The organism is Streptomyces sp. NPDC032472, assembly GCF_040636955.1.
GTDB lineage: Bacteria > Actinomycetota > Actinomycetes > Streptomycetales > Streptomycetaceae > Streptomyces.
Map to the genome: position 1 here is coordinate 40,323 of NZ_JBEZVK010000005.1, position 14,860 is coordinate 55,182.

13 protein-coding genes are annotated in these 14,860 nt (G+C 71.7%); 5 read left to right on the forward strand and 8 right to left on the reverse strand.

All coding sequences use genetic code 11. From position 1 onward, the window contains the following. Nucleotides 1-7 precede the first annotated feature (7 nt). Together AB0F11_RS04455 and AB0F11_RS04460 are read left to right on the forward strand one after the other, a co-directional pair. On the forward strand, nucleotides 8-604 hold the full coding sequence (locus AB0F11_RS04455; protein WP_362168305.1) for a CBS domain-containing protein: 597 nt from the start codon (nucleotides 8-10) through the stop codon (nucleotides 602-604). Between the two features lie 125 nt (nucleotides 605-729). Further along, nucleotides 730-1,374: a CatB-related O-acetyltransferase gene (locus AB0F11_RS04460; protein WP_362168605.1), complete on the forward strand. Its 645-nt coding sequence runs from the start codon at nucleotides 730-732 to the stop codon at nucleotides 1,372-1,374. A gap of 79 nt (nucleotides 1,375-1,453) precedes the next feature. Here AB0F11_RS04460 and AB0F11_RS04465 read toward each other — a convergent pair whose 3' ends face one another. Next, entirely contained in the window at nucleotides 1,454-2,611 is a 1,158-nt protein-coding gene (locus tag AB0F11_RS04465; RefSeq protein ID WP_362168308.1) for a zinc-dependent alcohol dehydrogenase family protein, read from the reverse strand. A gap of 580 nt (nucleotides 2,612-3,191) precedes the next feature. Here AB0F11_RS04465 and AB0F11_RS04470 point away from each other — a divergent pair. Then, entirely contained in the window at nucleotides 3,192-3,845 is a 654-nt protein-coding gene (locus tag AB0F11_RS04470) for a CBS domain-containing protein (protein ID WP_362168310.1), read from the forward strand. Nucleotides 3,846-3,885: 40 nt separating this feature from the next. On the opposite strand, the gene AB0F11_RS04475 is transcribed toward AB0F11_RS04470, so the two are convergent. The 3 genes from AB0F11_RS04475 to AB0F11_RS04485 all read right to left on the reverse strand — a co-directional run bounded on the left by AB0F11_RS04475 (nucleotide 3,886) and on the right by AB0F11_RS04485 (nucleotide 7,004). Then, nucleotides 3,886-5,076: an acyl-CoA dehydrogenase family protein gene (locus tag AB0F11_RS04475; protein ID WP_362168312.1), complete on the reverse strand. Its 1,191-nt coding sequence runs from the start codon at nucleotides 5,074-5,076 to the stop codon at nucleotides 3,886-3,888. 171 nt (nucleotides 5,077-5,247) lie between these two features. Next, complete coding sequence (locus AB0F11_RS04480) at nucleotides 5,248-6,087, reverse strand: class II fructose-bisphosphate aldolase (RefSeq protein ID WP_362168314.1); 840 nt, start codon at nucleotides 6,085-6,087, stop codon at nucleotides 5,248-5,250. Next, nucleotides 6,084-7,004: an SIS domain-containing protein gene (locus AB0F11_RS04485; protein ID WP_362168316.1), complete on the reverse strand. Its 921-nt coding sequence runs from the start codon at nucleotides 7,002-7,004 to the stop codon at nucleotides 6,084-6,086. The genes AB0F11_RS04480 and AB0F11_RS04485 overlap by 4 nt, the downstream gene beginning before the upstream one ends. A gap of 180 nt (nucleotides 7,005-7,184) precedes the next feature. On the opposite strand from AB0F11_RS04485, the gene AB0F11_RS04490 reads away from it, so the two are divergent. After that, on the forward strand, nucleotides 7,185-7,964 hold the full coding sequence (locus AB0F11_RS04490) for a DeoR/GlpR family DNA-binding transcription regulator (protein WP_362168607.1): 780 nt from the start codon (nucleotides 7,185-7,187) through the stop codon (nucleotides 7,962-7,964). 657 nt (nucleotides 7,965-8,621) lie between these two features. Here AB0F11_RS04490 and AB0F11_RS04495 read toward each other — a convergent pair. From AB0F11_RS04495 to tdh, 4 genes are all read right to left on the reverse strand, one after another. Then, complete coding sequence (locus AB0F11_RS04495; protein WP_362168318.1) at nucleotides 8,622-9,467, reverse strand: alpha/beta hydrolase; 846 nt, start codon at nucleotides 9,465-9,467, stop codon at nucleotides 8,622-8,624. Between the two features lie 792 nt (nucleotides 9,468-10,259). Next, complete coding sequence (locus AB0F11_RS04500; protein WP_362168321.1) at nucleotides 10,260-11,174, reverse strand: LysR substrate-binding domain-containing protein; 915 nt, start codon at nucleotides 11,172-11,174, stop codon at nucleotides 10,260-10,262. Between the two features lie 12 nt (nucleotides 11,175-11,186). After that, nucleotides 11,187-12,395, reverse strand: coding sequence for a glycine C-acetyltransferase (locus tag AB0F11_RS04505; protein WP_362168322.1), 1,209 nt, complete (start codon nucleotides 12,393-12,395; stop codon nucleotides 11,187-11,189). A 306-nt stretch (nucleotides 12,396-12,701) separates the two neighbouring features. After that, nucleotides 12,702-13,730, reverse strand: a complete 1,029-nt coding sequence (gene tdh / locus AB0F11_RS04510; protein WP_362168325.1) for an L-threonine 3-dehydrogenase — start codon at nucleotides 13,728-13,730, stop codon at nucleotides 12,702-12,704. 214 nt (nucleotides 13,731-13,944) lie between these two features. On the opposite strand from tdh, the gene AB0F11_RS04515 reads away from it, so the two are divergent. Further along, on the forward strand, nucleotides 13,945-14,856 hold the full coding sequence (locus AB0F11_RS04515; protein WP_362168327.1) for an alpha/beta hydrolase: 912 nt from the start codon (nucleotides 13,945-13,947) through the stop codon (nucleotides 14,854-14,856). Nucleotides 14,857-14,860: the final 4 nt, after the last annotated feature.

Sequence of the window (14,860 nt, forward strand, 5' to 3'; positions counted from 1 at the left end):
ACCCGTCATGGGGCACCGCAGCGTCGCGGATCTGATGACGCCCACCGCCGTCACAGTCCAGCGCGGCACGTCGTTCAAGGAGATCGCCCGGCTCCTCAAGGAGTTCGACATCACCGCCGTGCCCGTGGTGGACGACACCGGGCGCCCGGTCGGCGTCGTTTCGGAAGCCGACCTCCTGCACCGGCGATCCGCCGATGGCGTGGCGACCGCCGGGCAGCTGATGACAAGCCCCGCCGTCACCGCACGCCCCGAATGGAGCGTCGTCCGCGCCGCCCGGATCATGAAGCGGCACCAGGTGAAACGACTGCCCGTCATCGATGCCGGCGGCCGCGTGATCGGCGTACTCAGCCGCAGCGACCTCATCCAGCTGTTCCTCCGTTCCGACCGCGCCATCCAGGAGGAGATCCTCGAGGACGTGCTCACCCACACACTCCGCATCGCTCCCTCGGCGATCACCGTCGACGTCAAGGACGGCTTGGTGACGCTCAGCGGCACCGTGCCGCGGCCCGAACTGCTCCCTGTCGTCGTGCGGCTCTGCCAGAGCGTGGACGGGGTCGTGGATGTGGACAGCAGACTCACCTGCGCCGAGACCAAGCCGATCTGAAGGGCGCCGTGTAGGGCCTGTGGCGATGGGCAACCCGCATCGCCATCGCGGTCGAACACACGAACCTGGGATCATGGACGGGCTGTCCGTTGTGGTCCGTACGTCATCTGGAGTGGTCCGGCGTGATTCCCGACGTCCCCGATCCGTCCGCGCTGCATCCCATGCCCGAACAGCCGCGTGTGGTGCTCCTCAAGCCCCTCGTCAAATCGCCGTTGATCGAGGTCGGCGACTACTCGTACTACGACGACCCCGACGATGCGACCGCCTTCGAGACCCGGAACGTGCTCTATCACTACGGGCCGGAGAAACTGATCATCGGCAGGTTCTGCGCACTGGGCACCGGCGTCCGGTTCATCATGAACGGCGCCAACCACCGCATGGACGGCCCCTCCACCTTCCCGTTCCCGATCATGGGCGGGTCCTGGGCCGATCACTTCGACCTGATCACCGGCCTGCCCGGCCGCGGAGACACCGTCGTCGGCCACGACGTCTGGTTCGGCCACGGGGCCACGGTCATGCCGGGCGTCCGCATCGGCCACGGCGCGATCGTCGCCGCCGGCGCCGTCGTCGCCGAAGACGTCCCGGACTACGGCATCGTCGCCGGCAACCCGGCCCGCCTCATCCGCACCCGCTACCCAGAACCGGACATTGCCCGCCTGCTGGCCGTGGCCTGGTGGAACTGGCCCATGGAGCACCTGACGCAGCACGTGCGCACCATCATGTCCGGAACCATCGACGACCTCGAAGCGGTCCGTCCCGCCACCGCGTGACGGACCGACAGCCAGCCAAGGGCAGCAGGGGAACCGGGTATCCGCGACCGGGTACTTGAACGGTCGGCGCCGGCGCCGGTCAGGTCGTCCACGGTGGCGCCGAGGGCGTCGGCGACCCGGACGAGGGTGCCGACGGCCGGTGCCGCCGCGTGCTCCTCGAGGTGGGCAATGCAGTTGGCACGGCGACCGTGTCGTGCTGCGGTCCGCCGAGCACGACCTTCAGGGCACCGGTGTCACCAGCGCGGGAGAAGACGTCGTACGCCTCTTCCATCTGGTCGAGCTCGAAGCGGTGGGTGACCATCGCGGCACCGGGGAGCCGTCCGGCGGCCATCATCCGCAGCAGCATGGGGGTCGAGTGGGTGTCGACAAGGCCGGTGGTGATGGTGACGTCCTTGATCCACAGGTCTTCGAGGTGGAGGACGGCAGGCTTGCCGTGGACACCGATGTTCGCGACCCGGCCACCGGGGCGGACCATGCGGGTGCACATCTCGAACGCCTCTGGCACGCCGACGGCCTCGATCACCACATCGGCGCCGAGCCCGTCGGTCAGGTCCTCGACCAGCCGCTCGGGCTCCTCCTGGGCCTCTACGGTGGCGTCGGCACCAAGGCCGCGGGCAGCTTCCAGCCGGGAAGCGGCGAGGTCGACTGCGATGATCCGACCGGGGCTGTAGAGCCCTGCCGTGGCGATGGCGGCCAGACCGATGGGGCCGGCGCCGACCACGACCACCGTGTCGCCCGGGCGGACGTTGCCGTTGAGGACACCCACCTCGTACGAGGTCGGGAAGATGTCCGCGAGCAGGACCGCCTCGTGGCTCGCGAGCGCGCTGGTCAGCGGGTGCACGGAGAGGTCCGCGAAGGGGACGCGGACGTACTCGGCCTGGGTGCCGTCGATGAGGTGGCCCAGGACCCAGCCGCCGCCTCCGCGGCACTGGCCGTAGTGCGCCTCGCGGCAGTAGCGGCAGCGGCCGCAGGCCGAGATGCAGGAGATCAGGACGCGGTCACCGGGGCGGACGGTGCGGACGTCACCGCCCGTCTCGACGACTGTGCCGACGGCCTCGTGGCCGAGGATCCGGCCAGGCTCCACCTCGGGGACGTCGCCCTTGATGATGTGCAGGTCGGTGCCGCAGATGGTGACGGCGTCGACTCGTACGATCGCGTCGGCGGCGTCCTTGATCGAGGGGTCCGGCACGTCCTGCCAGCCGGTCTGTCCGGGCCCGTGGAAGACGAGTGCCTTCATCGTCCGGCCTTCTCTCTTGGAGCGGTGCGGGAGGGGCAACGTCAGGCTGCGCCCGCCCCCGTCCGCCGCGCTTGGGCCGGTCGGCCCCTACCGGGGACCGGTCGGCTCCCTCTCACCGGGCAGCTCCGGTGGAACGGTGAAGGCAGGCATCCGTCCGGAAAGGGAGGAGGGCTGCTGCCATCTCCCAGTCAGCCCCGTCGCCCGCGTCAGCCCGTCCGGCCCTCTTGACCTCCCTCGGCGGCGTGCGGACGGTCACGGGCAGCAAGTTGAGGCCGTACTGGTCCGCTGAGCTGGGCCGTTCGGTCCCTGCGGTATGCACCGCGCGGCCCTCCCGGCCGGGACGGGCCCCGGCGCACTGTGAGGGGGAAGGGATAGGCCCCCGCATCTCCAAGGAGCGCCAGCGGGCCGAGAAGTTCCGGATCATCGATTGCGGAGGACTCGGCTGTCGGCCGGTCCGTCTCCACCGCCGTGGCCGCGGTCATCGCCGACCGGCTCGACTCCGCCCGCACCCGGCTCCTCGACCTGTCCGCCCCTCACGGCAGCGGAACCCCGCTCGCCCACGCACGCTGAGGACCCTGCCATGACCTCCACCCCGTACACCGTCGCCGACGTCATGACCACCAAGGTCATCGCCGTCACCCCCACCACCGGGTTCAAGGACATCGCCGCCGCGATGGAGCGGTGGAAGGTGACCGCCCTCCCCGTCATCGAAGGCGAAGGCCGCGTGGTGGGCGTGGTCTCGGAAGCCGACCTCATGCCCAAGGAGGAGTTCCACGAGCACCGTCCCGGCCTGATCGAGCAGATGCGCCGCCTCGGCGACACCGCCAAGGCCGGCTCCACCCGCGCCGAGGACCTCATGACCACCCCCGCGGTCACGATCCGCCCCGACGCCACCCTCCCCCGGGCCGCCCGGCTGATGGCCGACCGCCGCATCAAGCGCCTCCCGGTCGTCGACGCCGACGGCACCCTCAAGGGCATCGTCAGCCGCGCCGACCTCCTGAAGGTCTTCCTCCGCACGGACGAGGACCTGACCGCCGAGATCCGCCAGAGCGTGGTCGAGCGCCTGTTCCCGCTCTCCCACGAAGCCGTCAAGGTCACGGTGTCCCAAGGAATCGCCACACTCACCGGACAGGTCAGGGACAGCAACCTGATCCCCGTGGCCGAACGCCTCACCCACTCCGTGGAAGGCATCGTCGACGTCCGCTGCCGACTGGAGCCCTCCACAACCGCATGACACAACGACCCGCGAGATGCCAGCGCGAACGACCGCACAATCAGCGGCGGACTCGGGGCATTCCGAGGCCGATCCACGAGATGATCTCGCGCTGGATCTCGTTGTTGCCGCCGCCGAAGGTGAAGATGACGGCGCTGCGGTAACCGCGTTCGAGCTCGCCGTGGAGGACCGCGCCGGCGGAGCCGTCCTTCAGGGGGCCCGCGGCCGCGACGACCTCCATCAGCCAGGCGTACGCGTCGCGCCGCGCCTCCGAGCCGTACACCTTCACGGCGGAGGCGTCCTGCGGGGTGAGGGTGCCGTCCTCGACGGCCCCCACCATCTGCCAGTTGAGCAGCTTCATCGCGTCGAGCCGGGCGTGGGTGCGGGCGAGGCGGCCGCGGACCCACGACAGGTCGATCACGCGGCGGCCGTCGGCGAGCTTGGTCCCGGCCGCCCAGCGCCGGACGTCGTGCAGCGCCCGGATGGCCATGGTGCCGTGGGCGGCGAGGGTGACGCGCTCGTGGTTGAGCTGGTTGGTGATCAGCCGCCAGCCCTTGTTCTCCTGCCCGACGCGGCGGCTCGCGGGGACGCGGATGTTCTCGTAGTAGCTGGCCGTGGTGTCGTGGGAGGCCAGGGTGTTGATGAGGGTGCACGAGTAGCCGGGGTCGGAGGTCGGCACCAGGAGCATGGTGATGCCCTTGTGCGCGGGCGCCTCGGGGTCGGTACGGACGGCGAGCCACACCCAGTCGGCGGTGTCGCCGTTGGTGGTCCAGATCTTCTGCCCGTTGACGACGTACGTGCCGGTCTCCTCGTCGCCCTCGCGGACGGCCTTGCACTTGAGCGCGGCGAGGTCGGTGCCGGCATCGGGCTCGCTGTAGCCGATGGCGAAGTCGATCTCGCCGGAGAGGATCCGGGGCAGGAAGTACGCCTTCTGCTCGTCGGTGCCGAACTGCATGAGCGTGGGCCCGACGGTGTTCAGCGCCATCAGCGGCAGCGGTACGACGGCCTGCGCGGCCTCGTCGAAGAAGATGAACTGGTCCATCGCCGACATGCCGCGCCCGCCGTACTCCTCGGGCCAGCCGACCCCGAGCCAGCCGTCGGTCCCGAGCCGGCGGATGGTCTCCCGGTAGAAGCGCTTCTGGGCGGCCGGGTCCTCGTAGCGGGCGTAGACGTCCTGCGGTACCAGCTCGGCGAAGTAGGCACGCAGCTCGGCGCGCAACTGCCGCTGCTCAGACGTGTATTCGAGGTGCACGGCCCCTCCGGGATCTCGCGGCGGATCGTGGATCGTGGATCGTGGTACGCGACTGGCGCAGGGCACAGTAGAACGTGTTCCAACAATCCGGAAGGGTGCTGCATCACCGGACGCCTGACGGACCGGGGCGGGGCGGGGCGGACGGCCTCCCCCGCGCTCCGGGTCACGGCTTCAGCGCGTCAGGGCTCCGATCATCGCCGCGGCCGTCGCCGCCATCGCCGTACGGGCCGCCTTCAGGTACGGGCGCGGGTCCGCCGGGGTGAGGTGCGCGCGGATGGCCTCGGTCATGGCCAGGTTCAGCGCCGTCCCGATGTTGACCTTGCGGATGCCGCCGGCCACCGCCGCAGCGAGCTCCGCGTCCGGCAGCCCCGAGGAGCCGTGCAGCACCAGCGGAACCTCCACCGTCTTGGCCAACCGGGCCAGCAGCGCGTGGTCCAGGGACGCCGTGCGGCTGGTCATGGCGTGGCTGCTGCCGATCGCGACGGCCAGCGCATCGACCCCGGAGTCGGTGACGAAGCGGCGCGCCTCGTCCGGATCCGTACGGGCGCCCGGCGCGTGCGGGTCCAGGGGCGCGGCGCCGTTCTTGCCGCCCACCTCACCCAACTCCGCTTCGATCCAAAGGCCGTTGGCATGCGCCCAGTCGGCCGCCGAGCGCGTGGCCTCCAGGTTCTCCGCGTACGGGAGCTGCGCGGCGTCGTACATCACCGAGCCGAACCCGGCGTCCACGGCCTGCCGGAGCAGCTCGGGGCTCTTGACGTGGTCCAGGTGGAGGCCGACCGGAACGGCAGCGGCCTCCGCGCAGGCGGCGGCGGCACGCGAGATGGGCAGCAGCGCGCCGTCACGGAACTTCACCGCGTTCTCGCTGAGTTGCAGGATGACCGGCAGACCGGTCTGCTCCGCGCCCGCGACGACGGCCTCGGCGTGCTCCAGGGTGATGATGTTGAAGGCGGCGACGGCCCGGCCTTCGGCGGCCGCCTCCCGTACGAGCGCACCGGCGGATGCGAGCGTCATCGGACCGCCTCCTCGCCGGCGGCGAGGATCACCGAACGGGTCAGGTTCCGCGGCCGGTCCGGGTCCAGCTCCTGGTGGGCGGCGACGGCGAGGGCCAGACGGTGTACCCGTACCAGCTCGGCGAGCGGGTCGAGCCGGCCGGCCACCCACTGCCCGCCGGCGGCGTGCACCTGCTCGGCGAGACCTTCGGGGGCCTCCCCGAGGCACCAGGTGACGGTGCCCGGCCCGGTGATGCTGATCGGCCCGTGCCGGTACTCCATCGCCGGGTACGACTCGGCCCAGGACAGCGAGGCCTCGCGCATCTTCAGCGCCGCCTCGTGCGCGAGCCCCACGCTCCAGCCGCGGCCAAGGAACGTGAACTGGCCGCTGCTGACGGCCTGTTCGGGCAGCGGCTGCGCCAGGGCCGCCCGGGCGTCGGCGACGGCGGCGGTGAGGGCCGCGGTGATGGCGGGCTGTTGTCCGACGTGGGCGCGCAGCAGGGTCAGGGCGGTGGTGGCGAAGCGGGTCTGCACGACGGACTGCTCGTCGGCGAAGTCGAGGACGACGAGCTCGTCGGCCAGCGACATCACCGGGGTCGCCGGATCCCCGACGACCGCGGTCGTCGGCACGCCCGCGTCCCGCAGCCCGGCCAGCAGGTCCAGCACCTCGGTGGTCGTGCCGGAGCGGGTCAGGGCGACGACGCGGTCGTAGCGGCGGTGCAGGGGGAACTCGGAGGCGGGGAACGCGTCCGTCTCGCCCTGCCCGGCCTCCTCGCGGAGGGCCGCGGCCGCCTGGGCCATGTAGTACGAGGTCCCGCATCCGACGATCGCGGTACGCTCCCCCGGCCGCGGCAGCACCGCCCGCCGCGCCGGGGCCAGTTCGACGGCCCGCTCCCAGCACTCCGGCTGTGTGCCCAACTCGTACGCGACGTGGCTCATGGCGGCTCCCTAGCCAGACTGGTGCGCTTTTCTGCAAGTTAGCGGGTGCTTTCGCGCAACTTCAAGCATTTCGGGGCGGAGCGTCTGGGCTAGTGTCGGGGGACGACGGCGGGAAGAGAAAGAAGAAGAGAGCGACAAGGGGATGGGCATCCGAGTGAGGGGGAGAACGCCGTGGGCGCCATGACCCGCAAGGAGCGCTGGCAGACACTGCTCGATCTGCTGGTGGAGCGGGGTGAGCTGGAGGTCGAACCGGCGGCGGAGGCCCTCGGCGTGTCCGCCGCCACCATCCGCCGCGACCTCGACCAGCTGGCGGAGCAGCAGCTGCTGGTCCGCACCCGGGGCGGGGCGGTCGTGCACGGGGTGTCGTACGAACTCCCGCTGCGCTACCGCACGTCGCGGCGGGCCGCCGAGAAACACCGCATCAGCGAGGCGGTGGCGGCCCTGGTAACGCCGGGCGAGGTGATCGGCCTGACCGGCGGCACCACGACCACGGAGGTGGCCCGGGCCCTGGCCGGCCGCCCGGACCTGGCGACGGGCTCGCCGGCGCTGACGGTGGTGACCAACGCCCTCAACATCGCGGGAGAGCTGGTCATCAGACCGCAGTTCAAGATCGTACTGACGGGCGGGGTGGCGCGCGCGCAGTCGTACGAGCTGACCGGCCCGCTGGCCCAGCAGGTGCTGGGGCAGCTCACCGTGGACACCGCGATCGTCGGCGTCGACGCCTTCGACCCGGCCGACGGCGCCGCCACCCGGCACGAGGACGAGGCCGCGATGAACCGCCTCCTGTGCGACCGCGCGCGCCGCGTGGTCATCGCGGCCGACTCCACCAAACTCGGCGCCCGCGCCTTCGCCCGCATCTGCCCGACCGAATCGGTCCACACCCTGGTCACGGACACGGGCCTGACCCCGGCCCTGGCAGCGGAGTTCGAGGCGGCGGGGGTGGGGGTGGTTCGGGTTTAGGGGGTTGGGGGCTGGGGGCGGGGGTTGGGGTTGGGGTTGGGGTTGGGCGGGAGCCGAGGGGCGGGGTCGGGGAGTGTCCGGGGGCGTCCCGGCCGCCCATTGTCCTTTCGGTTCGCGCCGGCTCGTCAAGGGCGCTCCTGCGTCGCGTCGCTTCGCGATCGCCTTCGGCGACCCTTGACAAGCCGCCACGAACCGAAATGCCAAAGAGCTGCCGGGAAGCCCCCGAAGGATGGCCAGGGGTCAAGTCCAGCCTCCACTCCCGTCAGAGAGGGCGCTCCGGGTCCCGATGTGCAGAATCCTTCCCTCCCGGCACGACCACCCCTGCCGGATGCCGGGCATCCGGGAAGCCGAGCCCCAAAGCTCCCAAGAGACGCATGTCCGGAGCCGAGGGGCTCCAACCTGCACCAGACATCGAGAAAATTGCTGCCAGGAGTGGGGAAACGCCCCAGATCGCTACGCCCTCCTCTTTTCTCAGCGTCCGACGGCCGTCTGCGGCTGGTAGCGCAGCAGATCGCTACGTGGTCCCGCACGTCTCGGCGTCAGACGGCCGTCTGTGGCTGGTAGACGCAACAGATCGCTACATACGGACGGTCATCGGCGGCCGACGGCCGTGGAAGGAGCCCGTGTGCCGGGTGTGCGGGCGTCGGTCGAGGGACCTCACGTAGGTGTGGGGGTGTCCAGCAAGGTAGCCAGGTAGTGGGGACGTTCCTCGACGACCAGGTGTCCGGCGTCGGATATCACACCCAGTTCGGCGCCCAGCTTGCCGCGCACTGCCGTGAGAAGGCGCCTGGGCGGAAGGAAGACGTCGTGCTCGCCTGTGACGACCACACGAGGGACCGGCCGTGCAGGCAGGACCGCGGTGCCGGGCGCTCCGCTGGAGCGCGAGTGCCGGGCGACCAGCGTCATCCAGGTCACCAAGTCCTCGCGCGGCTGATGGCCCGGGGCGAGCATGGCGCGCAAAAGGCGAGCGCTGTTCGTCGGTGCGGGTCGGAGGAACCAGGCTGCCGACGCGGCCAGCACCGCGGGCGTCAGCCTGAGCCCGGTCAGGCCACCAGGCGAGACGAGGACCAGTCGGCTGATCCTGGGTGAGTCGGCGGACAGGGCTACAGCGGCACCGAAGGAATGGCCCATCACCACTACCGGTTCGGACGTCGTCTTCTCGATCACCTCGCTCAGCCACTCCCCGTACCAGGACAACCGCCCACCGGAGGGAGCCGGTTCGCCGGAGCTGAGCCCCGGCTGGCCCGGGACGTCGACCAGCAGCACCCGGTGACCGCCCGCCACCAGGGACGTGGCGAGCGGTAGGGAGACGGCGGCGTTGAAGTTCGTGCCCGGCACGAACACGACTGTCGTGGCACCATCTCCGGCGCGGACCACGTGCGTCTGCGCGCCGTTGGCGTGCACCGTCGTCCGTTCGTGCGGTACCAGCCACGCGTCGAGCTGCTCGAAGCACCAACGCCGGACGAGTTCCCTGCCGGTCGTGCTGCGGTAGATCGAGTTCACCGGTTGAGTATCACGCCCTCCTCCGCCCATGACCCGCCCAGGTCGGCACCGAGTTCGGTGAGCTGGCGCCAGCAACACGTCGAACTGCCGCGTCTACGAGCCACAGACGGTCGTCGGACGCCGAGACGCGCCACGTAGCGATCTGTCGCGTCTACCAGCCACAGACGGCCGCCGGACGCTAAGGAATGCGGTACTACGTAGCGATCTGGTGCGCTACCAGCCCAAGACGGCCGCCGGACGCCGAGGAGAGAGGAGCGCGTAGCGATTTGGGGCGCTCCCCGCTCCTGGCAGCCGTTTCGCTGATGTCTGGTGCAGGTTGGGGCCGCTCGGCTGCGGAGAGGGCCATCTTTCGGGTCCTGGGGGCTCGGCTGCCCGGATGCCCGGTGCCGGGCAGGGGTGGCGGCGCCGGGAGGAGGGATTCTGCACATCGGGACCCGGATCCGCCCTCTCTGACGAGGGCTATTGCTGAATCATTCCCCCTGGCCATCCTTCGGGGGCTTCCCGGCAGCTCTTTGGCATTTCGGTTCGTGTCGGCTTGTCAAGGGTCGCCGAAGGCGATCGCGAAGCGACGCGACGCAGGAGCGCCCTTGACGAGCCGGCGCGAACCGAAAGGACAATGGGCGGCCGGGACGCCCCCGGACACTCCCCGACCCCGCCCCACCGTGACCCCGCCCGTACCGGGCTCGCCCGACTAGTCGGCCACCGTCCGGAAACCTCCCCCGCCCGCAGAGCCTCCCCCGCCCGCAGGGCCTCCCCCGCCCCCAGGACCCCCTCAGTGCGCAGGAGGACACCTCAGTGCGCCGGCAGTCTCCCCGCCTCCCGTTGCAGCGCCGCCAGGACCGGCGCGATCAGGGGGTGGGTCTCCGCGCCGCGTCGGGTCGCGGCGAAGACGCGGCGGGTTGCCGCCGGGCCCGAGACCGGGCGGACCTGGACCTCCTTGAGGTCCATGCCGCGCAGGGCCGAGCGTGGGACCAGGGCCACCCCGGCGCCCGCGCCGACCAGGGCCGTGACGGCCCGGAAGTCGTCGGAGGAGTGCACGAAGCGCGGCTGGAAGCCCGCCAGCTCGCAGGCGGTCAGCGTCACGTCGTGGCACGGGTTCCCGGGGTACTGGCCCACCCAGTCCGCGTCCGACAGATCGGCCAGGGCCACCTCGGGCAGGTCGGCCAGCGCGTGCCCCGACGGGAGCACCGCGTCGAAGGGCTCGGCGTACAGCGGGATGACGGACAGGCGGCCGTCGTCGGCGCCGGGGGCGCCGCGGTACTCGACGGCGAGGGCGAGGTCGGCTTCGCCGTCGAGCAGCAGCGGCAGGCTCTCGTCGCCCTCCGCGTCCCGCACGCGGAGCCGGATGCCGGGGTGCTCGTGGGCGAGGCGGGTGATGGCCGGGGCGAGGACCTCGGCGATGCCCGTGGCGAAGGCGGCGACCGTGACCTCGCCGGCGGAGCCTCCCGCGTAGGCGGCGAGTTCGGCTTCGGCGCGTTCCAGCTGGGCCAGGACCTCGTGGGCGTGCCCGAGCAGGATCTCGCCGGCCGCGGTCAGCCGTACGCCCCGGCCGCTGCGGGTCAGCAGCGCGTGCCCCGTCTCCTGCTCCAGGGCCGCGAGCTGCTGGGAGACGGCGGAGGGGGTGAGGTACAGGGCGGCGGCCGCGGCGGTCACCGTACGGTGGTCCGCCACGGCCCGCAGGATGCGCAGCCGGCGGGGGTCGATCACCCCTCCATGATGTCAGCCCTGAGCAGCACCGAGAGCCGCGCGGGCGTCGATGAACGCGGCGACGGCGCGTTCGACGTCCGCGGTCGAGTGGGCAGCGGAGAGCTGCACGCGGATGCGCGCCTGGCCCATGGGGACGACGGGGTACGAGAACCCGATCACGTACACGCCGCGCTCCAGCAGGAGCTCCGCCATGCGGGCCGCCTCGGCCGCGTCACCGATCATGACGGGCGCGATGGCGTGGTCGCCGGGCAGGATCTCGAAGCCGGCCTCGGTCATCTTGGTGCGGAAGAGCTTCGTGTTGTCCGCGAGGCGCTCGCGCAGGTCGCCGGCGGACTCCAGCAGGTCGAGGACCTTCAGGGAGGCGGCGGCGATGACCGGGGCGAGGGAGTTCGAGAAGAGGTACGGGCGCGAGCGCTGGCGCAGCAGCTCGACGATCTCGGTGCGGGCGGCGACGTAGCCGCCGGAGGCGCCGCCGAGGGCCTTGCCGAGGGTGCCGGTGATGATGTCGACGCGGTCCATGACGCCGTGCAGCTCGGGGGTGCCGCGGCCGCCGGGGCCGACGAAGCCGACGGCGTGGGAGTCGTCGACCATGACCATGGCGTCGTAGCGGTCGGCGAGGTCGCAGATCTGCGTGAGGGGGGCGACGTAGCCGTCCATGGAGAAGACGCCGTCGGTGACGATCAGCTTGCGGCGGGCGCCGCCCTCGGTGGCCTCCTTCAGGCGGGCCTCCAGCTCGGCCATGTCGCGGTTGGCGTAGCGGAAGCGGCGGGCCTTGGAGAGGCGGATGCCGTCGATGATGGAGGCGTGGTTGAGGGCGTCGGAGATGACCGCGTCCTCGGCGCCGAGGAGGGTCTCGAAGACGCCGCCGTTGGCGTCGAAGCAGGAGGAGTAGAGGATCGTGTCCTCCTGGCCGAGGAACGCGGACAGGCGCGCCTCGAGCTCCTTGTGCACCTCCTGGGTTCCGCAGATGAAGCGGACGGACGCCATGCCGTAGCCCCAGCGGTCGAGGGCGTCCTTGGCGGCGGCGACGACCTCCGGGTGGTCGGCGAGGCCGAGGTAGTTGTTGGCGCAGAAGTTGAGGACCTCACCGGGGGTGCCGCCGGCGGTGACGGCGACGGCGGCGCTCTGCGGGGTGCCGATGACGCGCTCGGGCTTGTGCAGGCCCGCGGAGCGGATCTCGTCGAGGGTGGCGCGAAGGTCTTCGCGGACGGTCTCGAACATGGTGCGGTGCTCGCTTTCTCCTCGTGCGGCGGAGGGAGATCGAGGGAGGGAGGGAAAGGGAAGAGAAGGGGGCCGGGCCCCGCGGAGGGGGGAGGGTTTGCGAGGCCCGGCCGAGGGAGATGGTCTGTGGCGGACCGGATGGTCCACATCGGGCCGGACGGCCGATGCCGGACCGGAGTCGGCCCGTACCGGACCAGTCGGCGTACCGGACCAGTCGGCCCGTACCGGACCAGTCGGCGTACCGGACCGGTCGGCCCGTACCGGACTATCGGCCAGTCGGCCCGTATCGGACCGGGCCGGCCCCGGTCAGGCCGTCCAGTCCAGGATGATCTTGCCGCTGCGGGCCGTCGCCGCCTCGTCGAAGGCGGCCTCGAAGTCGCGGTGCGAGTAGCGGCCGGTGATGACGGGGCTGAGGTCGAGCCCGCCCTCCAGCAGCACCGTCATCGCGTACCAGGTCTCGAACATCTCGCGGCCGTAGATGCCCTTGATCGTGATCATCGAGGTGACGATCTTCGCCCAGTCCACCGGGAACTCCTGGGCGGGCAGGCCGAGCATGGCGATCTTGCCGCCGTGCGTCATGTTGTCGATCATGTCGCGCATCGCCTCGGCGCGGCCGGACATCTCCAGGCCGATGTCGAAGCCCTCGCGCAGCCCCAGCTGCGCCTGCGCGTCGGCGATCGTCTTCTGCGACACGTCCAGGGCCAGCGTGGCGCCCGCCTTGCGGGCGATCTCGAGGCGCTCGGGGCTGACGTCGGTGATGACGACGTTGCGCGCACCGGCGTGCTTGGCGACGGCCGCGGCCATGATGCCGATCGGGCCGGCGCCGGTGATCAGCACGTCCTCGCCGACCAGCGGGAACGACAGCGCGGTGTGGACCGCGTTGCCGAACGGGTCGAAGATCGCCGCGACGTCCAGGTCGACGGCGGTGCGGTGCACCCACACGTTCTGCGCGGGCAGCACGACGTACTCGGCGAAGGCGCCGTCGCGCCCGACACCGAGGCCGACGGTGCTGCGGCACAGGTGGCGGCGGCCGGCCAGGCAGTTGCGGCACTTGCCGCAGACGAGGTGGCCCTCGCCGCTGACCAGGGCGCCGATCTCGATGTCGCGGACGTCGGCGCCGACAGCGGCCACCTCGCCGACGAACTCGTGACCCAGCACGAGCGGGGTCTTGACGGCGCCCTGCGCCCAGCCGTCCCAGGAGCGGATGTGCAGGTCGGTGCCGCAGATGCCGGTGCGGAGCACCTTGATCAGCACATCGCCGGCGCCGTACTCCGGCTCGGGGACGTCCATGAGCCACAGCCCGGGTTCGGCTTTGTGCTTGACGAGTGCCTTCATGGGGTGGCTCCAGGCATGTGCAGGGGGCGCCGCGACCGAAGTGACGGGTGCGGCGTATCGACAGTGACCAATCTGCCGAGAGCGGTGGTGATCAGTCCATCGAGGATTTCTTAAGCGGGTCGACAGCCCAGCTTCACGCCTATGCTCCTCACGTGAAGGGCCGTGGCCTGCGCAAGAGGCCGTGGTCGGGGCAGGGAATGGGGAGGTGTGGGGCGTGCCGAGTCTGCGCAGCAGAGCGCTGTCGGTCGCGCTGATGGCGGCGGGGCGGCGAAGACGGTTCGCGAGTGCCGAGGCGGTGCGTGCCAGGGTGGCGGAGTCGGCGCGCCGGCCGGCGTCGCACCTGCCGCCGCGGTCGCTGGGCCGGGTCGCGGACATCTCGCGCACCTTCGTCGGGGCGTGGCCGGTGTACGACGTGTGCCCGCGGGGGGCCGAACCGGCGGCGCAGGTGCTGTACGTACACGGCGGCGGGTACATCCACGAGCTGGTCCGGCCGCACTGGGCGATGATCCGGACGCTGGTGACGCAGGCCCAGGCCCGCGTGGTGGTGCCGGCGTACATCCTGGCGCCGCGGGGCACCGCGGACCGGACGGTTCCGGTGGCTGCGGACCTGCTGAGCGGCCTGATCGAGGGCGGCGGGGCGGGCGGGACGGTGCTCATAGGGGATTCGGCGGGGGCCGGACTGGCGCTGGCCGCCGCGCAGCGGCTGCGCGACCGTACGGGTGCCCAGCCGTCCCGGATCGTGCTGATCTCCCCGTGGGTGGACCTGACCATGAGCCATCCCGACCAGGCGGCGCTGGAGGCGGCCGACCCGGTGCTGGCGCGGCCGGGGCTGCTGGAGGCGGGCCGGCTGTACGCGGGGACGCTGGCGCCGGACGACCCGCGGGTGAGCCCGCTGCACGGCTCGTTCCGGGGTCTCGCGCCGATGACGGTGTTCACCGGCACCCGGGACGTGCTGAGCACGGACAGCCACGAGCTGCTGCGGCGGGCCCGGGGTGCCGGTGCGCAGGTGGAGTTCCACGAGGAGCCGGGGCTGCCGCACGTGTACCCGCTGCTGCCGGTCCCGGAGGGGCGGGCGGCACGGGAGCGGATCGTGGAGCTGATCCGGTCCGCGGCGGCCGAGGAGTGACGGC